The sequence below is a fragment of the Cryobacterium sp. TMT2-18-2 genome (assembly GCF_004402245.1).
GTDB classification, from domain to species: Bacteria; Actinomycetota; Actinomycetes; order Actinomycetales; family Microbacteriaceae; genus Cryobacterium; species Cryobacterium sandaracinum.
Genome location: NZ_SOFU01000034.1, coordinates 1 through 21,572 on the forward strand (window position 1 = coordinate 1; position 21,572 = coordinate 21,572).

Genomic DNA, 21,572 nt, shown 5'->3' on the forward strand with positions numbered 1-21,572 from the left:
TCGTCGAATGTGATGCCGCGGGTGCCGGTGTCGCAGAGCAACCGGTCGATGGTCTCCTGCGAGATGGGGACCGGGTTGCCCTCGATCTGCCCGTGCGCGGCGGGTTCGGCGGCACCCGGCTCGCCGGTCTCGGCCGTGAGCGCCTTTTCGGTCACGATCACCCGCACCGAGGGTCGGCGGCCGCCGAAGTCCCGGCCGGGGTCGGCCTCGCCGGCGATCTTCAGCAGCTGCACGAGGGAGTCTGCGTTGATCTGTTCGGTCGTGCGGGGGTCGTCTTGCATCTTCTGTGCCCAGGCGGCCCGCTCTGCGTCCACGAACCGTACCCCGCCGCGGCGGGGGCCGGTGATGGAGTCGAAGGTGGAGAGCACGAACTCGCCGTCTTCGGGGGCGAAGAGCCCGTTCAGGCGCACGTCGCCATTGGCGAGCCGGTAGACCCGCAGGTAGCGGTCGTCGTGGGCTTGCTTCTCGTGGGCTTGCTTCTCGCGGGCGGCGATGCCCGCCTCGTCGAGCCAGTCGCGCATCCGGCGGGCCCGTTTGAAGACCTCGTCGGCATTCAACGCTGGCGCCTCGGTGAGGAGCGTCTCGAGTGCCGCCGCGAGCTTCTCCGCGGTGACCGCCGCGTCGATCTGGCCGAGCCCGGCCCGGATCGACTCGGCCGCGTCGACGGAGAGGGTGCCGGCGGTACCAGCCTGTCGGCCGCCTCGGCATCGGCCATCATCGTGCCGACCGCGACCAGCTTGTACGCGTCGCCCTTCGACGAGCCGGTCGAGTTCTGGATCAGGGCCTCCGGGGAGAGATACCCCTGCCGCGCCGCCAAACCCGAGTGCCCGAACTCCGGCCGGGAACGCTCGGCGATGGTCGCCGCCATCCAGACGGCATAGGTCTCGACGAGACGACGGATCGCAACGATTCGCTTCTGACCGGCCAACACCTCGGCATCGGGCAGGGCCGAAAGGTCGGCACTCGAGGAACCCAGCCGGGCCACGGCATCGGCCGCCTGCCTGAGGTCTTCCGCGAGATTGATCATGTTACGAGGATACCTCATTGCGAACACAGAGTCGAGAGTTTGGCAGTATTTGACGACTCAATGCACTGTAAGTTTAGAAGATTTGTTCACAAATTCAGGGAGCGCCTCACCGGGTCTCGACCCGCCCGACCACCGTGGATTTGACTGACGAGTTGGGGTGGGCGATCCGAGGGGACATCCGTCGTCTACGCTCGGGCTATGTCCAGACCGGCGCGACCTGCTCCCCGTGACCTCGTGGTGGGGTGGCCCGACGTGCCGTTGGCGGGCGCCGTCGGCGAAGTGGCCCGTCGGTTCGCGGTGAACGTGCAGGCCGCAATCGGCGAGCGGAGCGTGCGCGCCGTGGCGTGCGATGCCGGGCTCGATCACACGACACTGCTCTCGGTGCTGCACGGGCGGTCCTGGCCGGACCTGGCGACCGTGGCCCGTCTGGAAAACGGTTTGGGTGTCGACCTGTGGCCGGGGCGCGTCGGCCCGCCGTAGGGCCGCCGATTGAGACCTGCGCCGCGAGGCGGGCAGGGCGGCCGACAGACGTCGAAGATACGTCTATCCACAGCCTTGTGGACAACCCTGTGGACAGCAGGGTGAAATGTGGCTGTCGCCCGCATAATCACTGAAATGCCCGGTGTGGATAACTACGCAGGAAACCTGTGGACGACTGCCATGATTTCCGTCTATCGCTAACCGGAATGACCAGATGCCCAGCGCCGAATACCTCGAATACAGGTTCGGAATTCGGGTGCTCAGCGAATCTCGGTGAGGTAGGTCGTGTAGCCGGCGCTGCGCATTGCGGTGATGATCGGGCCGGTGCCGCCGGGTTCGGCGATAGCGATCATGGCGCCGCCGCCCCCGCCACCGGTCAGCTTCGCTCCGAGGGCGCCGGCGCGGCGAGCGATCGCCACGAGTGACTCGATCTCCGGGCTCGACACCTGTAGCGCGTTGAGCAGTCCCTGATTGATGTTCATCAGTTCGCCGAGCTCGGCGATGTCGCCGCGGCGGAGCGCGTCGACCCCGGCCAACACCAGCCCGTCGATCTGGCTGAAGATCGCGTCGTAGCGCGCGGGGTTGCGCTGCCAGGCGCCGCGCACGAGGCCCACGGTCTGCTTCGTCAGCGACTCCACCCCGGACAGCCCGATGACGATGGGGATCGGGTGGGGAGTGAAGATGTCGCGGATCGTGTGACCGCCCGGGGCATTCGATCTCTGGAAAAGGACCGACCGGCCGAAGGTGGCGACGGTGTTGTCGATGCCCGACGGGGTGCCATGCACGATCTGTTCGCACTCGAAGGCGAGGCTCGAGACCTCGGCGTCGCTGATCGTGAGCTGGAAGCTGTCGGCGACGGCGCGGATCAGTGCCACCGCGAACGCGGCGGAGGCACCCAGGCCGCTGGCGCGCGGCAGGTGCGAGAACACGTCGACCCGCAGGCCGGCGTCGGACACGCCGAGCCGGGTGGCGATCAGCGCCGCCACCCGGTGCGAGAGGTCTGCTCGGATCGGTTCGCGCACCGAGCCGTCGACGTCCCAGTCGGCGATGACCGGTTCGCGCAGCGACGCCTGGCGGGTGACCTGCGCGCGCACCGACAGACCGATCGGCGCGGCGATCGCGTGGTAGCCGTAGACGACGGAATGCTCGCCCATCAGGATGATTTTGCCGTAGCCGAGGTGGGCATCCGGGCCGGGGACTCCGGGGGTGAGGGCAATGGCGCACGTGGCGGAAGCGCCGGGCGTAAGGGCGGCCGTGGGTGCCGGGTGAGCCGCGGGCAAGGCGACGGAGGCGGCGGCGCCGTACCCGGCATCCGGGGCGGCCGGTTCGATGGCCCGGTCGCCGTCGCCGTTCTCTTCGAGGGTCTGCATAATCTGGCGCGCCTTCCACACCTTGATCTCGCCGTCGGCGATGAGCGTCTCGACGACCTCGTCGAACTGGGCTCCACTGGCGCCCGCGGCAGCCGCCACGGCCCGCGCGTGCAGGCGCATGTGTCCGTGCTGGATGCCGTTGGTCGACAGGGCCTTGAGGGCGGCCAGATTTTGGGCCAGCCCCACGGCGGCCATCACCTCGGCCAGCTCGGCCGCTGAAGACACCCCGAGGATCGTGTGGGCAAGCCGTACGGCCGGGTTCGACTCCACCTGGCCGCCGACCGTGCCGACCTTCAACGGGATGGTCAGTTCGCCCACGAGATCGCCGGCGTCGTTCACGCTCCAGGTGGTGAGCGGGCCGTAACCGTCGCCGCGGCCGGCGTAGGCGTGGGCCGCCGCCTCGATCGCCCGCCAGTCGTTGCCGGTGGCAAGGGCGACGGCGTCGATGCCATTCATGATGCCCTTGTTGTGCGTGGTGGCCCGGTAGGGATCCATGGCCGCGAACTCGTTCGCGAGCACGATACCGTCGCGCACGCGTTCGCCGGGGAAGTCGGCGGTCTCGAGGAGCGCGTGCGGGAGCACGGCACGGGCGCGCACCAGGGCCCGGTCGGTCAGGTTGGAAAGGATGCGCAGGAACACGCGGCCGCCGCTGATCTCCTCGACCAGTGGGGCGAGCCGTTCGCACATCGAGTTGACGAGATTGGCGCCCATCGCATCGCGGGTGTCGACCAGCAGGTGCACGACGAGCAGTTCGCCGTTCTGCGCCGTCGCACCGCGCAGGAAGACCTCGATGCCGCGGGCGCCGCCGCCGCGCGCCACCATGTTCGGATGCCCGCTGTCGGCCAGCGCCACGAGCTCGTCGCCGCGCGCGAGCAGGTCAGCCCGGGCGCGCTCGGGGTCGATAAGGTCGACGACCTGGATCTGGCCGATCAGCAGCGGCTCGTCGGCGACGCTCGTGAACCCGCCGGCCTGGCGCACCAGCCGGGCCGTGGAGCTGACCGCGGCGACGATGGAGGGCTCTTCGACCACCATCGGCACCAGGTGGTCCCGGCCGTTGATCTGGAAGTTCAGGCCGAGTCCCATCGGCATTGAGAAGACGCCGATCACGTTCTCGATCAACCGGTCGGCGGCCGCCACGTCGAGGGCGGACGTTCCGTCCGCGAGGTGCGCGGCGGCATCCGTCGACAGGACACCGCGTTGCCGGAGGAGCGCGATGCGTTCACTGACCGACAACTGGTAGAAGCGGGGGATGCGGGACCGGCTCATGACGCGGTGCCTCCCTGTAGGCCGGCGGCGAAGAAGCCGAGCGGGACGATGGCGGCCCCGGCCCGGGCAAGTGCCCCGGCGAGTCGCTCGGTGGGTTCTCCAGCGTAGCTAAAGGCCAGACCGACGTCTCCGCCGCCGGCCCCGCTGGTCTTGAAGACGCCGCCCGTGCGCCGGGCGAGGGCGTGCAGTTCACGGTGTCGCTCGCTCACGATGCCGGCCTGGGCATGCGCGTCGAGTTGGCTGAGCGCCGCGAAGTAGTCGGAGGCGAGGCGCAGGAAATCGGCCGGGCTGGCCAGCGCCGCCTCGGCCTGTCCGGCGAGGTGTTTCAGCCGGTCGAGGTCGGCCCGGTGCCGGGCGGGGTTCTCGGCGGCGTAGTCGGCCACCCGGCCCACCAGGCGGGTGGTCAGCGTACCCTCGCCGGTGACGACGGCCGAGATACAGAGCTCCTCCGGCCAGCGCAGAGGCACCACTGCGGCACCCGGGGCATAGCGGATCAACCCGCCGTGCACGCTCGCGGCCACGTCTCCGCCGCTGCCGGCGCCGTTCTGCGCGCTGCGGTGGGCGGCGTAAGCCAGGCGGAACAGCTCGTTTCGGTCGAGCGTCAGGCCGAGGGCGCGGGCCAGCGCGACGGTCAGGCCGGTGGCGGTGGCGGCGCTGGAACCGAGGCCGAGCTTGTGGCCGCCCCGAGACAGCGCGCTGCTGTCAATGGTGATGGCGAGCGGGGTCTGCCGCTGCGGCAGCGCCTGCGCCTGCAGCGCAGCGGCCTGCACGGCGACGCGCACCTGGTCGAAGACGCGGAGGTGGTCGCGCTGCTGGTCGGTGAGGCCGGCCGGGAGGGCGCCATCCGTTCCCAACACCAGGTTTCGGATGCCCAAATTGGACGCGCTGACCTGCCAGGAGCCCGTGGGTGACTCGTCGACCGTCACCTCCACGCGTCGGTCGACGGCGGCGAGCAGAGCCGGTGCGCCCTCGAGCACGGCGTACTCGCCCAGCAGGAAGAGCTTGCCGGGCGCGGACGCCCGGATCGTCGGCTTCGGCGGAGGCGTCGGCAGAGTCGTCCCCATGGTCATTCCAGCCGGCAGGCGGCCGGGCCGAGCGCGCTGATGCGCGCCTCGAGCACCCCGGGCACGAGCACCATCGCCCGTTGAACCGCGGCGGCGTCGCCAGGCAGGCAGAGCACCTTGACTTGCGGCCCGGCGTCGATGGTGAAGTAGGCCGGCACGCCCTCGGCGCGAAGACCCGCCACGGCGTGCATCGCGGCGACGGTCGCGGCGTTCCAATAGATCAGTGCGGGTCGGGTCGTGAGCATGAGGGCGTGCAGTTTGAGGCAGTTGTACTCGGAGAGCTCCCCAAGCCGGGCGAAATCGCGGTCACGGATGGCGGAGCGCATCTCGGTGAGGTCGTCGTCGGCCGAGTCGAGCCAGGCCTGGTAAAACGGCGAGGAGGCCTTGCTCTCGTTCATGCCGATAGTGGAATTTATCGATTTCTCGCCGTGCTCGGTGATCGCCACGACGACCGCGAGCGGCCAGCCCGCCCGGTCGAGCAGCTCCTCCGCGTAGGCGTCCGATCCGTCGGCGGCGGTGCCGGCGTGCATCTCGGCGAAGCCACCGAAAATCGAGCGGGCGGCCGAGCCCGAGCCGTGCCGGGCCAGGATCGACAGCTGCCAGTCGGCCAGGGTGAGGCCGGCGGCACCGGACGCGGCAACCGCGAGGGCGGCGAAGCCGGATGCCGACGAGGCGAGGCCGGCCCCGGTCGGAAAGTTGTTCGTCGACGTCACGATGGCGTTCAGCCCGGCGGCGGACAGACCCATGCTGGCGGCATGCCCGCGCACCAGGTCGAGAACGCGACTGATGCGCGTGGCCGGGAGGCGGCATCCGGCCAGCCAGAGTTCATCGGCGGCCAGACCGGGCGTGAAGGTGACGCGGGTGTCGGTATAGAGCGCGTCGAGCGTGACCGAGATGGAGCCGACCGCGGGCGTGTTCAGGGCGGCGTCGCGCTTGCCCCAGTATTTGACGAGGGCGATGTTGCTGTGCGCGCGGGCCACGGCGGTGGCGCCACCGTCGATGGGTTGGTCCACAGTGGTGCTCCGATCGGGTTCATTCGATTTTAGTCGCTTCCCGGGGCGCCGCACCGCCGTGATCGGGTCGGTTCCGCCTGACGATCTGCTCCTGGTCACCACTTTCACCGACCGATCCGTTGATAATGGAGGGGTGCGTTTGAGACCCGGTGTGGGTGAACAACCACACCAAACCTGAAGAGGGAACCGTTGACGCCTGGAATTAGTGGATTCTCCCTGTTCGTGCCGCCCTACCGGGTGCAGCTCGAAGCCTGGTGCGACTGGAACGACCAGCCGTGGGGGAAGGTCCGGAACGTCGTTGGACGCAGCTTCCGCATGCGCGGCCCGGGCCAGAGTGTCTACACGCTCGCGGCGAACGCGGTGTGGCGTTTGATCCGCGATTACGACATCGACCCCGGTCAGGTCGGCCTCCTGGCCCTCGGCACCGAATCCAGCAGCGACAACTCGGCCGGTGCGGTCATCGTCAAGGGCATGGTCAACGACGCCCTCACCGCGCATGGCATGCCGCCGCTCGCGCGCGACTGCGAGGTACCCGAGTTCAAGCAGGCCTGCCTCGCCGGCGTCTACGGCATCAAGGCCGCCCTGCGCTACCTGGCGACGGATGGCGTGGGCCGCCAGGCCATCGTCGTCTCCGCCGACATCGCCGAATACGCTCGGGGCGGCAGCGGCGAGCCCACCCAAGGTGCCGGCGCCGTCGCTGTGCTCCTGGAAAGCGAGGCCCGACTGCTGGAAGTAAATCTGGCCGGGTCCGGCAGCGACTCCGACTACCGGGTGGCGGACTTCCGCAAGCCGTTCGCGCGCTTCCGCGGGCAGCCGCCCCGCGACGACGGGCAGATGCAGGACCTGCCCGTGTTCAACGGCCGGTACTCGACCAGCTGCTACATCGACGCCACCCACCACGCGATGACGGCCATGCTGGGAAAGCGCCCCGGCAATTCCCTCGATTACTTCAACGAGGTCGACCGGGTGTTCATGCACCGCCCGTACCACCAGATGCCGGCGACCGGCTGGGTGATGGCCTACCTGTTCACGCTCGCGGCCGACGAGGAATCGGGCCGCGACCAGCTGCGCGCGCACTGCGCGGATGCCGGGATCGACGCCGACCTCCTGCTCGCCGAGATGTGCGCACCGTCGCCGTTCCACGGAAACGGGGCCGACATCGGCGAGATCATCGGTGACGTCTTCCCGCTGTCCCGCCGTCTGCGCCAGCACCTGCGCAGCACCGAAGTCTGGAACGTCCTGGTCAGCGAGAAGCTCGGCCTCGGCTCGGACGCCATGCGCGACCTGGGCAACCTCTACACGGCCGCCCTGCCGGCGTGGCTCGCATCCGGTCTGCAGCATGCACTGACGGAGGGCCTCGAGCTCGCCGGCCAGGAGTGGCTGGCGCTCGGCTACGGCAGCGGCGACGCCGCCGAGGCTCTCCCGATGCGGGTCGCCGCGGGTTGGCAGGCCGCCGCCGCACGCATCAACTTCGAGACCGCCCTGCACGGCCCGGTCGACCTGACCGAGGCGCAGTACATCGCGCTGCACGAGGGGCGCCCCGGTGACCTCGTGCCGGCCCCGGCCGAGGACCAGTTCGTCGTCGACCACCTCGGCACCGCGAACGGCCCCGACTTCTACGACCAGGGCATCGAGTATTACCGCTACGTGCCCCCCACCGCCTGACGTTCTCGCCGCGTGACGCGCGATTCAATCTTCTGAGCGCCAGGCCGCTTTCCGGGAGTCGCTGAGGTCGTGCCGAAATCAACCCTGCACCTGGAGCGCAGATCCGAGTAAAGTCGGGCCATGAAACCCCGAATCCGACTCCTGTCCAGCGTCCTCGCCGCCGTCCTCGCCGCCTCGGGCGTGCTTGCCGCCGGTGCCCTACCGGCTTCCGCCGCAGTCACGGCCCCGGTCAACAAGTACGTCGCCCTGGGCGACTCCTACGCGGCCGGGCAGGGCGGCGGTGACTACGTGGACAGCTGCCTGCAGAGCCCGAACGGTTACCCCGCCCTTCTGGACGCGGTGAAGGGCACAAACCTGCTGCGCAACGTCAGCTGCAGCCTGGCCACCACCGGGACTGTGACCACCACGCAGCTGTCGTCCCTGAACCGGGGGACCACCCTGGTGACCCTGACCGTGGGCGGCAACGATCTGAATGTGGCCGGCGTGGCGGCGGCGTGCGCCTCCGCGGATCAGGTCGCGTGCGGGAACGCCATCTCCACCGCCGGCGCCCTGATCTATTCCGGCGAGCTTGCAGCCCGACTGGCCGACACCTACGCACGAGTCGCGGCGGCCGCCCCGAATGCCCACGTGGTCGTCACCGGCTACCCGCTGCTCTTCGCCCCCTCGGCCAACCCGCTGATCGCCCAGCTCAACGGGGCAACCATGCTGCTGAACCAGACCATCCAGGGCGTCGTAGCCCAGGCCCAGGCAATCCGACCGAACTCCAGCATCGAATACGTCGACGTGTCCGCGGCTTTCGCTGGCCACGGCATCGGTGACGTCGACTCGTGGGTCTACTTCGCCGGTCCGGATGCCTTCCACCCGACCCCCGCCGGCTACCAGGCCTACGCGGCGGCCATCCAGGCGGCGCTGTAACGCGGTAGCAGTCCCGGTTCCCGGCTCACCGGGCACTGGCCTGCCGACGCCGCCAACGGATTCGACGGACATTTCGACGAAAAACGACCTAGTTCATGTGAAATGTGGTCACTATCGCACAATCTCCGTCAAATTGGTTTGGGCCAGGGCGACGGGCGAGGGGCCAGGGCCGGGGCCAGGCGAGAAACGGGGGAGGGCCCCCGGCGGTGTGCCGGGGGCCCTCCCCGCTGAAGCGAACTAGTCGTTCGGCTCCAGGAACTCGGTGGTGTGCGCGATCGTCGGGATCGAGGACGTGATGACGGTGCCGTCCGCCCGTCGCCCGCCCTCGACCAAGGTTCGAGAGGGTGCCCCCGGGTCACGCGGGCCCTGGTGGGCCAGCGGGACCGTGACGGGCAGGCCCATCCGCACGATGACGGAAACACCGCGCACGGACAGCATGACGTCGACGCCCTCTTCGATCGTGAGGTTGACCTCGCTCTGCCGCACGTCCACGCGTAGCCGGGTTCCCCGGAGCGTGACGCGGAAGGTCAGCGCCTCCCAGGTCTCAGGCAGTCGCGGGTCGAGAGTGATCTTGCCGCCGTGGTCGCGCATACCGCCGAAGCCGTAGACGAGCGCGCTCCAGACACCGCCGGCGGACGCCACATGAACGCCGTCCGCCGCGTTGTGGTGCAGATCGGCGAGGTCGACGAACAGGCCCGAGGTGAAGTACTTGAGCGCCAGTTCGTGGTAGCCGACCTCGGCCGCGATGATCGACTGCACGACGTCGGACAGCGTCGAGTCACCCGTGGTGATCGGGTCGTAGTAGTCGAAGTCGGCACGTTTCTGCTCCGGCGTGAACTGGTCACCCTGCAGCAGGAGCGCGAGCACGACATCCGCCTGCTTGAGCACCTGGAAGCGGTAGATCACGAGGGGGTGGTAGTGCAGCAGCAGCGGGCGGTTGGCGGGCGGCGTCTGTGAGAGGTCCCAACGTTCCTTCTCCAGGAACTGCGCGTCCTGCGGGTGGATGCCCAGGGTCTTGTCAAAGGGGATGTGCATCGCCTCCGCGGCGAACGACCACTCGATGATCTCGGCCTCGTCGAGTCCGAGGCGGGCGACCATGAAGTCGTAGGAGGCGATGTCGACCTCGCGCAGTCTGCGCACACTGGTGACCGCGTCCCGCAGGTTCGAGCGGGCCATGATGTTCGTGTACAGGTTGTCGTTGACGACAGTCGTGTACTCGTCGGGCCCGGTGACGCCGTGGATGTGGAAGACGTCGTTGCCGTTGCCGCGCCAGAAGCCGAGGTCGGCCCACATGCGCGCCGTCTCCACCAGGATGTCGATGGCCTCGCGGGAGAGGAAGTCCTCATCGCCGGTGGCCGACACGTACTGGGTCAGCGCATAGGAGATGTCAGCGTCAATGTGATACTGCGCGGTGCCGGCGGCGTAGTACGCGGACGACTCCAGGCCGTTGATCGTGCGCCACGGGAACAGCGCGCCCAGCTGGTTCAGTTCGGTGGCGCGCACCCTGGCGTGCTCAAGCATCGCGTGCCGGAACCGCAGCGCGTTGCGCGCGGCGTTCGGCGACGTGTAGGTCAGGAAGGGGAGCACGTACACTTCCGTGTCCCAGAAATAGTGGCCGCCGTAGCCGGAGCCGGACACGCCCTTCGCGGACACGCCCTGGCCGTCGGCTCGCATGGACGCCTGCGCGAGCTGGAAGAAGTTCCAGCGGGTGGCCTGCTGGAGGGCAGGCTGGCCGACGAGTTCGACATCCGTGCGCGCCCAGAAAGCGGTGAGCCAGTCGCGCTGCTCGGCGACGTACTGTTCGGTTCCGGCTGCGACGGCGCGGTCGAGCGTGCGGTCGCACCGGTCGGCGAGCTCGTGCGTGGGCACGCCGGTGGAGGTGTGGTAGCTGAGGGTCTTGGTCAGTCGGATGGACTGGCCCTGCTTGGCCTTGATGCGGTAGACGTGCTTGGCGATGTCGTCGCCGATGTGCGAGGCCTCGTCGTACTCATTGAGCGTCTCAAGCTGGTGGTCGGCGGCGCAGGCGATGGTCATGCCCGAGTTCGTGCAGCGGAAGCCGAGGATGTAGCGGCCCTCGGATGCCCGTTTGAAGCGGGGGCGCAGCACCCGGTCGGTGAACGACTCGGCCCTACGCGGGTCGAAGTCCTTGCCGTTGGTGGACTTCGGGGCGTCGTACTCGCCGATGCCGTCCTGGCGGTTGAGGATCTGGCTGGAGATCACGACCGACGCGTCAGCGTCCAGCATGGTGACCTCGTACTCGAGGATCGCGAGGTGGCGTTCCGTGAACGACACCAGGCGGCGTGACTGGATCAGCACGCGCTTGCCCGAGGGCGTGCGCCATTCGAGGGACCGGGAGAGGATGCCGCCGGCGAAGTCGAGGCGGCGCTCGTAGCTGAGCAGATCCGCGAGGGTCAGAACAAGCGGCTCGTCGTCGACGTAAATGCGGATGATCTTGGCATCCGGCGCGTTGACGATCGTCTGCCCGACGCGCGCGAAGCCGAAGGCCTCTTCCGCGTGCCGGATCTGCCAGGTCTCGTGGAACCCGTTGATGAACGTGCCGTGGGCATGGCCGTCCCGGCCCTCGTCCACGTTGCCGCGCAGGCCGAGGTACCCGTTGCCGACGGCGAACAGCGTCTCGGTGCGACCCATGTCGTCACCGGAGAAGTCCTTCTCGACCAGGGCCCACTCGTCGATCGGGAATCGGTTGCGGTCGAGCGGGTCGTTCGTGTCGGTGATCCGGTTCATTTTCCGGCCTCCGTTTCGACGTTGGGGAGCAGCTCGTGGAGGTCGGGGACGACGACGTCGGCCCCGGCGTCGAGCAGGGTCTGCGTGCCCACGCCGCGGTCCACTCCGAGCACGAGGCCGAAGTTGCCGGCGCGGCCGGCCTGGATGCCTGAGTGCGCGTCTTCGACGACGACGCACTGGGCCGCATCGAGGCCGAGCAGTGCCGCGCCGAGCTCATAGGTGTCGGGGGCCGGCTTGCCGGCCAGGCCACGCTCGGCCGAGAGCAGGCCGTCGACGACGATCTCGAAGCGTCCGCGAATGCCGGCGGCTGCGAGGGTCTTCTCCCCGTTGCGCGAGCTGGTGACGACGGCCACGGCGAGGCCGGCGGCCACGACGTAGTCGAGGAACTCGATCGATCCCGGGTAGGGCGTGACGCCGCTTTCAGCGAGGGTCTCGTTGAAGGCCTCGTTCTTGCGGTTGCCGAGGCCGCAGACGGTGTTGCGCTCCGGGGCATCCGTCGGGTCGCCGTCGGGCAGCTGGATGCCCCGCGAGGCGAGCAGCGACCGCACGCCGTCATAGCGGGGCTTGCCATCGATGTACTGGAAGTAGTCGGCGTCGCTGTAGGCGGGGGTCACTCCCTCGTCCTCGAGAAAGCGGGTGAACAGGCGCGCCCAGGCGGCCATGTGAACATCGGCGGTGGGCGTGAGCACCCCGTCGAGGTCGAAGAGCACACCGCGCATGGACAGGAGCCGGGCGCGCGTTTCCGCGCGCGACAGGGGGAATCGCGTAGAAGTCATAACTGATGCCTTGCTTGGTAGGTCCTGAGACAGTGGGGGGTCTGATCGAAGCGGTCAAATGATCACGATCTCGATCGGGGGATCGACGTGATGTGCGCCAACGCGGCGAGGAATGCGATTGACGACGCTGCGGACCAGGGCTAGGACTGCATACGCCTGAATACTCCCAACGATCCTATGCCCCCGAGGGCGTTGCGCCGACTTCTCCGGTTGCGCGGCCCTGATCCCCCGGCCTCCGGCGCGCCCGGAAAATCGGCCGATACTATTGACAGGATGAACCGCGAACGGAGCGCGCTCTCGGCCGCACGCGCGTCCGCGAATCCGTCGCGCTCCGTGCAGCTGGCGAGCCGGCGTTTCCGACTGCTCTTCTCGGTCACGGTCGCGGTGCTCGTCCTGCTGGTGGCGGGCCTCGCGATGGCCAACTTCAGCCAGGGTCCCCGCCTGGCCTCCGCCGAGATCAACCTCGACGCCGCCGTCACGCGTGGCAACCCGCGCCTGCTGCTCACCGCGAACCAGCCGTTGGCCGAGGTCCAGGCCGGCCAAGTGACGGTGTCCCCGGCTACAGAGGTCTCCGCTCGTGTCGCCGACCGCGCCCTGACGGTGGAGTTCGCCGGCATCCTGCGCTACAACACCGTCTATACGGTGACGGTGACGGATGTCATGAGCACCACCCAGGACGCCACCGCCACCCTGGAATACGAGTTCACGACCCCGGACGTCGACATCTATGCGTTGCAGCGCGACAGCCGGGTGGACGACGTCGGCGCGAAGCGGCCCGACACCGTGCGCCGCACGACCCTGCAGGGCCGGGGCGACGGAGACATCGTGTTCAGCGCCCCGCGCATCCAGCAGTATGTCGCCCTGGAGAACCACCTCGCCGCCGTCACGCTCGCCGAAGACGACGCGGCTACCCTCGTGGTGGTCTCGTTCGGGGGCGGGGACAACGTGCAAGTGCCCGTGCCGGGAGCGGGCGTGATCGAGAACCTGGCTGCCTCCCCGTCGAAAACCCTGATCGCGTACACCTTCACCAGCGCCCCGGAGACGCCGGGGCGTCGCTACGACCGCACCCCCTTCGTCTACGACCTGACCGAGTACTCGGGCCTCCCGGCCGAGGTCACCGGGGTGGACGGCCTGCCGATGACGGTGATGGACCTGCGGTTCGTGCCGGACAGCACCTCTCTCGTCGTGCAGAACGCCGGGCAGTCCCTGTTCCTGATCGACATGCTCGGCGACGCCGTGCTGACCCCGTTGGGCGAGCACGACGAGATGCGCGGATTCGTGCCCGGCACCCGCGCGCTCGTCGTCGCTGACCCCGACCAAGGCTCGACGATCGACCTCACCGACGGGGCCGTGACCACACTCGATCTCGCGCCCAGCCTGCTCGAAGCGAGGGCCTACCCCGGCAAGCTCGTGCTCCTCACCGAGCAGGGGCGGTACGCCCGCCTGTTCCTGCAGGAGACCGGCGACATCAACCAGCTCGCTTCCCTGATCGCCGTCACCGACGCCGCCGACTCGAGCGTCGCGTTCACTCCCGCGTCGGACGCGTCGCGCGTGCGGGACTTCTGCGTCTCGCCGAACGGCCAGTACCTCGCGGTGGAGACGATCCCGGCGGCCGGCCTCGGCGACGACTACCCGACCCTTCCCGCGTTCTCGGGCATGACGACCACCCTGGTAGACCTCGACCGCGGCACCAGCAGCCGCAGCGTGTCCGGTTTTCTCCCTGACTGGTGCGGCTAACCGACGGATGCCCCCGCCAACCTTCTGCCGATGGCTTCCTGTCCCGAGCGCGACCGAGTCGAAACAGGACAAGATATACCCATGAGTCAGACCATCGCCGCGCGGCCCTTCACCGCGCGCCGGAGGCCCGGCCGTGGCCTCTTCGTCGGCCTCCTCATCGTCGGGCTGGTGATCGTGCTGCGCGTGTTTGCGCCGTCGGCCCCTGCCGACACCCTGGCGGACACCTTCCGCGACTTCGTCACCCTGTCGATCAGCGTGGTGATCGAGTCGCTGCCGTTCGTCTTCCTCGGTATCGTGTTGTCGATCGTGGTGCAGACCTGGCTGCCGGAGGGGTTCCTGCTGCGGCGCCTGCCGAGGAACCCGGTTGCCCGGCGGGTCGTGCTCTCGCTGCTCGGCATGCTGCTGCCGGTTTGCGAGTGCGGCAATGTGCCTCTGGCGCGCGGCCTGATCGCCAAGGGGCTGACGGTCGGCGAATCGATGACGTTCCTCTTCGCGGCCCCGATCCTCAACCCGGTGACCATCATCACCACCCAGCAGGCATTCGGCTGGGACAGTGGCATCCTGGTCTGGCGCATCGCCGGCGGATTCCTGATCGCCAACCTGATCGGCTACATCTACAGCCGGCATCCGAAACCCGAGTCCCTGCTCGCTCCCCGGTTTCAGGACGCCTGTGCGCTCGGTGACCACCATGACGCGGGCGACGGCAAGATCACGCGCAGCGCCGGCCTGTTCACGAAGGAGACCAGCGCGATGTTGCCGGCGCTCTTTATCGGCGCCGGACTGGCCGGGCTGATCCAGACCGCCGTCTCCCGGGAGGTGCTCGTGACGCTCGGCAGCCACCCGGTCTGGTCCGTGCTGGCGCTGATGGCCCTGGCCTTCGTGGTTTCGATCTGCTCCAACGTCGACGCCTTCTTCATCCTCTCGTTCGGTGCGACGTTCATGCCCGGCGCCATCGTGGCCTTCCTGGTCTTCGGCCCGATGATCGACATCAAGATGCTGGCCCTGCTGCGCACGACCTTCAGGGCAAAGACCCTGATGCAACTCACCCTGATTGTGGCACTCTGCTCCGCGGTTCTCGGATTGGCGATCAACTATGTCGTTTAGACGGCTCCTGCGGCGCTGGCAGGGCGCGCTCCTCAGCGTCGTGGGCATTGTGGCCACGGTCTGGCTGGGGGTTAGCGGGCAGCTCGGGCTCTACATCCACCCGCGGTACTTCGTGTTCACCATGGTGATGGCCGTGATCGCCGCAGCGCTGGTGGTGGCCGCATTCGCTCTCCTGCCCGCAGCCGAAGACGAGCACGAGCCGCCAGAGGACGACGGAGGACGCTGGGCGTGGCTCTGGTCGGCCGGCAGCATCCTGATCATCGTCGCGGCCACCGTGGGCCTCCTGGTGTTACCGCCGGCGACCCTGACCACGGCCACGGTCGCCAAGCGCGACCTGAACGGCTCGACCTCGCTCATCACGCAGAAAGAGGCGAGCGACCTCGTCGGCGGCGACTACTCGACCTTCACCGTGCGGGACTGGTCCTCGCTGCTGCGCCAGGGCGCCGGCGAGGACTTCTTCGCCGACAAGACCGCGACCGTGACCGGGTTCGTCACGCCCGACACGAGCGACCCCGAGAACGTGTTCTTCGTGGCCCGCTTCGTCGTGTCCTGCTGCGCGGTCGACGCGCAGCCGGTCGGCATCCCCGTCTACTACCCCGGCTGGCAGGACGAATTCCCGACCGACAGCTGGGTTGCCATCGAGAGCGGTTTCGACACCAACCCGAGCATCCGCAGCGAGGAGGCCATCGCCCTTGTTCCGAGCGAGGTCACGCCCACGGACCAGCCCGCCCAGCCGTACGACTACTGACGCCGGCACACTGATCGGGCCGCCCTGACGCCCGCAGCGCGCCGAACTGCGTGGCACGTTCCCAGGTGATTCGGGCGTCGCCCGCGGGGCGAGCTCGATCGCCGATCAGGCTGCCGAGGCCTCCTTGGGGTCGGTGGCGGCGTCATCCGTGCCGAAGTGGTTGCTGCCCGCGGTCACGCCGGCCAGCCGCAGCCAGGTGTCGACCACGGTGTCGGGGTTCAGCGACACGGAGTCGATGCCCTCGGCGACGAGCCACTCGGCAAAATCCGGGTGGTCGCTGGGGCCCTGGCCGCAGATGCCCACATACTTGCCGCGGGCCTTGCAGGCCGCGATCGCCATGCTGAGCAGCTTCTTCACGGCCGGGTCGCGCTCGTCGAAGCCGCCGGCGACGATCGCCGAGTCGCGGTCGAGGCCGAGCGTCAGCTGCGTCATGTCGTTGGATCCGATGGAGAACCCGTCGAAGTAGTCCAGGAACTCGTCGGCGAGCAGCGCGTTGGCCGGCAACTCGCACATCATGACGATCTCGAGGCCGTTCTCCCCACGGCGCAGCCCGTTCTCGGCGAGCAGTTCAATAACGCCCGCGGCCTCGTCCAGGGTGCGCACGAAGGGGATCATCAGCTTGACGTTGGTCAGCCCCATCTCGTTTCGCACGAATGAGAGCGCCTCGCATTCGAGGTCGAAGCAGTCCCGGAACGAGGGCTCGAGGTAGCGGGACGCCCCGCGGAACCCGAGCATCGGGTTCTCTTCGTGCGGCTCGTAGGCCGGTCCGCCGATGAGGTTGGCGTACTCGTTGGACTTGAAATCGCTCATCCGCACGATCACGGTCTCCGGCGCGAAGGCGGCCGCGATCGTGGACACGCCCTCGGCCAGGCGCTTGATGTAGTAGTCGCGCGGGTTGCCGTAGGCGGCGATGCGGGTGTTGATCTCGCGGGCCACGTCGGCGGGCTGGTCGGCCAGGTTGAGCAGAGCCTTGGGGTGGATGCCGATCTGACGGTTGATGATGAATTCGAGCCGGGCGAGACCCACGCCGTGGTGGGGCAGCTGGGCGAACGTGAACGCCTGCTCCGGGGTGCCGACATTCATCATGACCTTCACCGGGGCCGGCGGCAGGGTGGTGAGCGCGGTCTCCTCGATGCCGAAGTCGAGCAGCCCTTCGTAGATCAGTCCCGCCTCACCCTCGGCGCAGGACACCGTGACTTCGAGGCCGTCGGAGAGGATGTCGGTGGCGGTCCCGGTGCCGACGACCGCGGGAATGCCGAGTTCGCGGGCGATGATCGCGGCGTGGCAGGTGCGGCCGCCGCGGTTGGTCACGATGGCGCTGGCGCGCTTCATGATCGGTTCCCAGTCCGGGTCGGTCATGTCTGCGACGAGCACGTCGCCGGTGGCAAAGCTCGCCATCTGGTCGATGGACGAGAGGATGCGCACGCTTCCGGCACCGATCCGCTGGCCGATGGCGCGGCCCTCGACCAGGATCTTACCGGTCTCGTTCATCTTGAACCGGCTCTGGGACACCGCGGTCGCTCGCGACTGCACCGTCTCCGGGCGGGCCTGCAGGATGTAGATGCCGCCGTCGATGCCGTCTTTGCCCCACTCGATGTCCATCGGACGTCCGTAGTGCGCCTCGATCGAGAGGGCGTGGCGGGCCAGCTCCTCCACCTCGGCATCCGTGATGCTGAACAGGTTGCGCAGGCCGACGTCCACGGGAACGAAGTCGATCGTGCGGCCGATTTCACGGTTCTTCGTGAAGGTCATCTGCAGCGCCTTCTCGCCGAGAGTGCGCTTGAGGATGGCGGGACGGCCGGCCTCGAGCGCCGGCTTGTAGACGTAGAACTCGTCGGGGTTGACGGCGCCCTGAACGACGGCCTCGCCCAGACCGTAGGAGGAGGTGATGAAGACCGCGTCGCGGAAGCCGGATTCGGTGTCCATCGTGAACATGACCCCGGAGGAGCCGATGTCCGAGCGCACCATGCGCTGGATCCCGGCCGACAGCGCCACCTCGGCGTGCTCGAAATCGTGGTGCACCCGGTAGGCGATCGCCCGGTCGTTGTAGAGGGAGGCGAAGACATCCTTGATGGCCGGCAGGATGTTCTCGATTCCGCGCACATTCAGGAACGTCTCCTGCTGACCGGCGAAGGACGCATCCGGAAGGTCCTCGGCGGTGGCGCTGGAACGCACCGCCCAGGAAATGTCGTCGGAGCCGCCGTGCTTCAGGACCAGGGCCGCGTAGGCGGTCCGGATCTGGGACTCGAACTCGGGCAGGAAGGGCGTGTCACGCATCAGGCCGCGGATTTCCTTGCCGGCCGCTGCCAGCGCGGTGACGTCGTCGATGTCGAGGCCCCGCAGGCGCTCGATGATCCGCTGGTCCAAACCGGAATCGGACAGGAATCGGCGGTAGGAGTCCGCGGTGGTGGCGAACCCGTCGGGCACCTTGACGCCGGCCGACGTCAGATTCTGCACCATTTCGCCCAGGGAAGCGTTCTTGCCGCCCACCCGGTCCAGGTCCGTGAGTCCGATTTCGGAAAACCAGAGGATGTCTGTCGTCATGTGTTCTGCTCCCTTGCAGTGTGCGACCAGAGGTGAGGCCACGAGGTGAGGAGGCTCACCTCGTGGATAAGCGCCCTGTTCCCATAGTGACAGGTCTATCCGGCCTGAGCGCAATTTGTTTACTTGATTGACATGTTCACTTGTCTGCGTTTTTAATGTGAGTCAGCGTTTGAGGTTCATTTGCTGCAGAATCATGGCCGACATCTCCTCCACGGACATGCTCGCCGAGTTGAGGAACGGGATTCCGTGGGAGGCATAGAGTCGCTCCGCACTGCGCAGCTCGAACCCGCACTGCCGCAGGGACGCGTAGGGCGAACCTTCCCGGCGCTGGGTGCGCACCTGGCTCAGGCGCAGGGGATTGGTGGTGAGCCCGAAGCACTTGTCCACGAACGGTCGCAGTGGCTTGGGGAGACCCTCCCGCTCGAAATCCTCGTCGACAAGGGGAAAGTTCGCCGCGAAGATGCCGTGCTGCAGCGCCAGGTACATCGTGGTGGGGGTCTTGCCGCAGCGCGACGGGGCCACCAGGATCAGCTGCGCCTTCTCGAGCGCTCGCAGGCTCTGGCCGTCATCGTGCTCCATCGCGTATTCGACGGCCGTCATGCGGGACTGATAGCGGGCGGCGTTGCCGAGGCCGTGGGCGCGCCCTGGTTCATTGCTGGCCTGCGTCGCAAGGGCCTCCTCGAGCTCGCCGAGATAGGTTCCGAGCAGGTCGATCAGGGTGGCCGTGCAGGTGCCGAGGGTGCGGCGGATGTCGCTGGTCACGGCCGTGGAGAACACGATCGGCTTCTGGCCGCGCTCCACCAGAGCGTCGATCTGGTCGACCACGGCCTGGGCCTGGTCCACATTCAGGATGAACGGGATCGTCGTGCGGTCGAACTCCACGGTGGGGAACTGGGACAGGAGGGTGCTCCCGAGCGTTTCCGCCGTGATTCCGGTGCTATCCGAGAGGAAGAAAACCGGGCATGGGTCGTCAGTGGCCATACCTCATTGTGTACCTCCCGGCAGGCTCGGCGCGGATCGGTGCGCGCGTACTGAGTCCCGCAGTCGATTCCGCGAGTTGCCGTCGTCGCATCGTGCGCAGCAGACTTGAGTTCGGGGTTGCGACTGATTCGTCCGCCCGGTAGCTAAGGAACCCACCATGACTGAACCGAACGATGCACGTGTCGGCCTCTACATCGACTTCGACAACATCGTCGTCTCTCGCTATCAGCAACTACACGGACGAAATGCCTTCCAGCGCGATGGCATCCGTAATTTCGACAGATCGAGCGCGGATGCCGAGCCCGAGGTCGCCGCGAAGCTGAACGCCGCAACGGTCGACTTCAACGCGATCATTGATTTTGCCGCGTCGTTCGGCACGCTGGTCGTCAATCGCGCATACGCCGACTGGTCCGTTCCCGTGAATGCGAGCTACCAACGCCAGCTCATGTCCCGAGCGGTTGACCTCACCCAGCTATTCACCACGACGACGCGGGGAACGAAGAACGGGGCGGACATCCGTCTCGCCGTCGACGTGGTCGAAGACCTCTTCCGGCTGCCCGACCTCACCCACGTCATCATCGTCGCCGGTGACTCGGATTACATCGCCCTCGCCCAGAAGTCGAAACGTCTCGGTCGCTTCGTGGTGGGCATCGGAGTCGCCGGGTCGACCAGCACCTCCCTCGCGGCTGCGTGCGACGAATTCGAGGACTATGACTCGCTCCCCGGCATAGCGAAGGTCGCCGCCGCCGTGCCCGCCCCCGTGGCGCTCGTGCAGAAGCCCCCGTCGGGCAGGAAGGCCGCAGAACCCGCGACCGTGCCACCCAAGACGGTGCCCGTCAAAGCCCGCACCGTGACGACGATCCCGATGTTCTCGCATACCATCAGTTCGCAATTCGACGAGCCGGAGCCGGAACCGGCCGAGGACATCGACCCTCAGACGGTCGCGTCGGAACTCCTCGTGCGTGCCCTGCAGATCGGGCACGCAAAGGGCGACGACGACGAGTGGCTGAACACCGGCACGGTGAAGAACCAGATGCGCCGGATGGACCCCTCGTTCAACGAAAAACCGCTCGGCTTCCGTTCCTTCACTGACTTCCTTACCTCGCGCAGCGAGGTGGCCGAGCTGCAGGAAGATGGCCCGCATCGGCTCATCCGTTTGCGTCCGGAGGCGGACGCGGGACGCTGAGTCGGAACCGTGTTCCATCGAACACAGACAGCGGTGTGATCTGAGCCCGTGGGAGCAAGCGTGTTCACGCGATGATCCGCAAGCCCCTCGCCCCGAATATCTCGATTCTGGATTCGGCTGATTCCATAGTTCACGGCGTACACCGACGCCGACATCACACCGGACAAAGGAACACATTATGAGTAGCACTCCCAACACTGGCCGCGTCGCTCGCGTTTCGACCGAGACGAAGGCTGCCTTTAAAACGACCAAATTCATCGCCTACATTCTGATTCTCGTCGCGATGTTCATCGCTTCCGCCATGGTCGATAACGGGGACGACGGGCAGGGTTTCGGGGCCAGCTCCGTCTGGCTGTACGCCACGCTCCTCACCATCGGTTACGTTCTCCTGGGAGTACATGGCGGCGGCTGGCAGCGGCCACAGCTCCATCTGGATCCAACCCACCATCCCGTTGCAGTTCGACTTTCAGGGCAGCAAAGAACCACTCCTGAACCGGGCATGGGTGGAGAAACTCGTCCGCATCTCGAACACACCCGCCGGTCTGCGCGTCACCCCAGAGCCGCCCCAACCGGGGGAAGTGCGACTCTGATTCTCAGAGCGGTCGCGAGGGTCGATCGACCGTGATTTGTTCAGCGGAGTTCGCTGACCGCCACGAAAAAGCCCCGGCTTCACCGCGCCTGGGGGAGGCGAGGAATCTGCCGGGGCCAATTCGTTTGGAGTGGGGGAACTCCGTTAACCACGGTACGGCGGATGGGCTGAATGTCGGCTGGACGAGCCCCCATGTCGGAACAAAACCGGCCGGTCGCCGCGAACCGGGCATCGACCGCGTGTTCGCCGACGCAGGCCGACGTGGGCATCGCCATCGGAGCCGGTATGGGGGTCGCGATCGCCTCCGATGGGTCATCAGCGCCAGGGACGATTCGCGCCCGGAAAACAGCGCTCTTTCGGTG

The 21,572-nt window shown here is 67.7% G+C and carries 17 protein-coding genes; 8 read left to right on the top strand and 9 right to left on the bottom strand.

Features of this window, described 5'->3' with window-relative positions; translation table 11 throughout:
• Both E3O22_RS15930 and E3O22_RS16390 read right to left on the bottom strand, forming a co-directional pair.
• On the bottom strand, positions 1 to 647 hold a 647-nt coding region (locus E3O22_RS15930), incomplete at its 3' end, for a DUF222 domain-containing protein (RefSeq protein WP_370448474.1).
• Entirely contained in the window at positions 554 to 1,027 is a 474-nt protein-coding gene (locus E3O22_RS16390; protein ID WP_134395222.1) for a hypothetical protein, read from the bottom strand. The genes E3O22_RS16390 and E3O22_RS15930, both read right to left, overlap by 94 nt.
• Before the next feature lie 198 nt (positions 1,028 to 1,225).
• On the opposite strand from E3O22_RS16390, the gene E3O22_RS10690 reads away from it, so the two are divergent.
• The gene (locus E3O22_RS10690) at positions 1,226 to 1,507 is read left to right on the top strand and encodes an XRE family transcriptional regulator (RefSeq protein ID WP_134395223.1); all 282 of its coding nucleotides are present in this window, start codon (positions 1,226 to 1,228) and stop codon (positions 1,505 to 1,507) included.
• Positions 1,508 to 1,767: 260 nt separating this feature from the next.
• Here the strand turns inward: E3O22_RS10690 and E3O22_RS10695 are convergent, their stop codons facing one another.
• Genes E3O22_RS10695 through mvaD form a run of 3 tightly spaced genes read right to left on the bottom strand, consistent with a single transcriptional unit; the run spans position 1,768 to position 6,220 of the window.
• Entirely contained in the window at positions 1,768 to 4,143 is a 2,376-nt protein-coding gene (locus E3O22_RS10695) for a hydroxymethylglutaryl-CoA reductase, degradative (RefSeq protein WP_134395224.1), read from the bottom strand.
• Positions 4,140 to 5,207, bottom strand: a complete 1,068-nt coding sequence (locus E3O22_RS10700) for a mevalonate kinase (RefSeq protein WP_166784626.1) — start codon at positions 5,205 to 5,207, stop codon at positions 4,140 to 4,142. The genes E3O22_RS10695 and E3O22_RS10700 overlap by 4 nt, the downstream gene beginning before the upstream one ends.
• Positions 5,208 to 5,209: 2 nt before the next feature.
• Positions 5,210 to 6,220, bottom strand: coding sequence for a diphosphomevalonate decarboxylase (gene mvaD, locus E3O22_RS10705; protein ID WP_241976613.1), 1,011 nt, complete (start codon positions 6,218 to 6,220; stop codon positions 5,210 to 5,212).
• Positions 6,221 to 6,409: 189 nt separating this feature from the next.
• On the opposite strand from mvaD, the gene E3O22_RS10710 reads away from it, so the two are divergent.
• Both E3O22_RS10710 and E3O22_RS10715 read left to right on the top strand, forming a co-directional pair.
• Positions 6,410 to 7,885: a hydroxymethylglutaryl-CoA synthase family protein gene (locus E3O22_RS10710; protein WP_134395226.1), complete on the top strand. Its 1,476-nt coding sequence runs from the start codon at positions 6,410 to 6,412 to the stop codon at positions 7,883 to 7,885.
• Positions 7,886 to 8,005: 120 nt separating this feature from the next.
• Complete coding sequence (locus tag E3O22_RS10715; protein ID WP_134395227.1) at positions 8,006 to 8,800, top strand: SGNH/GDSL hydrolase family protein; 795 nt, start codon at positions 8,006 to 8,008, stop codon at positions 8,798 to 8,800.
• A gap of 237 nt (positions 8,801 to 9,037) precedes the next feature.
• Here E3O22_RS10715 and E3O22_RS10720 read toward each other — a convergent pair whose 3' ends face one another.
• A complete protein-coding gene (locus tag E3O22_RS10720) occupies positions 9,038 to 11,545 on the bottom strand; it encodes a glycoside hydrolase family 65 protein (RefSeq protein WP_134395228.1) in 2,508 nt (835 codons plus the stop codon).
• Positions 11,542 to 12,321, bottom strand: coding sequence for an HAD family hydrolase (locus tag E3O22_RS10725; RefSeq protein WP_370448416.1), 780 nt, complete (start codon positions 12,319 to 12,321; stop codon positions 11,542 to 11,544). Before E3O22_RS10725 ends, E3O22_RS10720 begins: the two co-directional genes overlap by 4 nt.
• A gap of 273 nt (positions 12,322 to 12,594) precedes the next feature.
• On the opposite strand from E3O22_RS10725, the gene E3O22_RS10730 reads away from it, so the two are divergent.
• The 3 genes from E3O22_RS10730 (at position 12,595) to E3O22_RS10740 (ending at position 15,910) form a co-directional block, all read left to right on the top strand.
• Positions 12,595 to 14,058 (top strand): hypothetical protein, encoded by a 1,464-nt coding sequence (locus E3O22_RS10730; RefSeq protein WP_134395229.1) that lies wholly within the window; start codon positions 12,595 to 12,597, stop codon positions 14,056 to 14,058.
• 81 nt (positions 14,059 to 14,139) lie between these two features.
• Positions 14,140 to 15,162, top strand: a complete 1,023-nt coding sequence (locus E3O22_RS10735; RefSeq protein ID WP_134395230.1) for a permease — start codon at positions 14,140 to 14,142, stop codon at positions 15,160 to 15,162.
• Positions 15,152 to 15,910: a TIGR03943 family protein gene (locus E3O22_RS10740; protein ID WP_134395231.1), complete on the top strand. Its 759-nt coding sequence runs from the start codon at positions 15,152 to 15,154 to the stop codon at positions 15,908 to 15,910. The genes E3O22_RS10735 and E3O22_RS10740 overlap by 11 nt, the downstream gene beginning before the upstream one ends.
• Positions 15,911 to 16,015: 105 nt before the next feature.
• On the opposite strand, the gene ppsA is transcribed toward E3O22_RS10740, so the two are convergent.
• Together ppsA and E3O22_RS10750 are read right to left on the bottom strand one after the other, a co-directional pair.
• Positions 16,016 to 18,454, bottom strand: coding sequence for a phosphoenolpyruvate synthase (ppsA, locus tag E3O22_RS10745; RefSeq protein ID WP_134395232.1), 2,439 nt, complete (start codon positions 18,452 to 18,454; stop codon positions 16,016 to 16,018).
• A 162-nt stretch (positions 18,455 to 18,616) separates the two neighbouring features.
• Positions 18,617 to 19,435, bottom strand: coding sequence for a pyruvate, water dikinase regulatory protein (locus E3O22_RS10750; protein WP_134395233.1), 819 nt, complete (start codon positions 19,433 to 19,435; stop codon positions 18,617 to 18,619).
• A 157-nt stretch (positions 19,436 to 19,592) separates the two neighbouring features.
• Between E3O22_RS10750 and E3O22_RS10755 the strand changes: the two genes are divergently transcribed.
• Both E3O22_RS10755 and E3O22_RS10760 read left to right on the top strand, forming a co-directional pair.
• Positions 19,593 to 20,621: an NYN domain-containing protein gene (locus E3O22_RS10755; RefSeq protein WP_134395234.1), complete on the top strand. Its 1,029-nt coding sequence runs from the start codon at positions 19,593 to 19,595 to the stop codon at positions 20,619 to 20,621.
• A gap of 178 nt (positions 20,622 to 20,799) precedes the next feature.
• Positions 20,800 to 21,246, top strand: a complete 447-nt coding sequence (locus E3O22_RS10760; RefSeq protein WP_134395235.1) for a hypothetical protein — start codon at positions 20,800 to 20,802, stop codon at positions 21,244 to 21,246.
• Positions 21,247 to 21,572: the final 326 nt, after the last annotated feature.

Coding starts and splice junctions, on each gene's coding strand:
- E3O22_RS10730 (WP_134395229.1), top strand. CDS start 12,595: ATGAACCGCGAACGGAGCGCGCTCTCGGCCGCACGCGCGTCCGCGAAT.
- E3O22_RS10720 (WP_134395228.1), bottom strand. CDS start 11,545: ATGAACCGGATCACCGACACGAACGACCCGCTCGACCGCAACCGATTC.
- E3O22_RS10695 (WP_134395224.1), bottom strand. CDS start 4,143: ATGAGCCGGTCCCGCATCCCCCGCTTCTACCAGTTGTCGGTCAGTGAA.
- E3O22_RS10690 (WP_134395223.1), top strand. CDS start 1,226: ATGTCCAGACCGGCGCGACCTGCTCCCCGTGACCTCGTGGTGGGGTGG.
- E3O22_RS10760 (WP_134395235.1), top strand. CDS start 20,800: ATGAGTAGCACTCCCAACACTGGCCGCGTCGCTCGCGTTTCGACCGAG.
- E3O22_RS16390 (WP_134395222.1), bottom strand. CDS start 1,027: ATGATCAATCTCGCGGAAGACCTCAGGCAGGCGGCCGATGCCGTGGCC.
- E3O22_RS10735 (WP_134395230.1), top strand. CDS start 14,140: ATGAGTCAGACCATCGCCGCGCGGCCCTTCACCGCGCGCCGGAGGCCC.
- E3O22_RS10750 (WP_134395233.1), bottom strand. CDS start 19,435: ATGGCCACTGACGACCCATGCCCGGTTTTCTTCCTCTCGGATAGCACC.
- E3O22_RS10740 (WP_134395231.1), top strand. CDS start 15,152: ATGTCGTTTAGACGGCTCCTGCGGCGCTGGCAGGGCGCGCTCCTCAGC.
- E3O22_RS10755 (WP_134395234.1), top strand. CDS start 19,593: ATGACTGAACCGAACGATGCACGTGTCGGCCTCTACATCGACTTCGAC.
- E3O22_RS10700 (WP_166784626.1), bottom strand. CDS start 5,207: ATGGGGACGACTCTGCCGACGCCTCCGCCGAAGCCGACGATCCGGGCG.
- E3O22_RS10725 (WP_370448416.1), bottom strand. CDS start 12,321: ATGACTTCTACGCGATTCCCCCTGTCGCGCGCGGAAACGCGCGCCCGG.
- E3O22_RS10715 (WP_134395227.1), top strand. CDS start 8,006: ATGAAACCCCGAATCCGACTCCTGTCCAGCGTCCTCGCCGCCGTCCTC.
- ppsA (WP_134395232.1), bottom strand. CDS start 18,454: ATGACGACAGACATCCTCTGGTTTTCCGAAATCGGACTCACGGACCTG.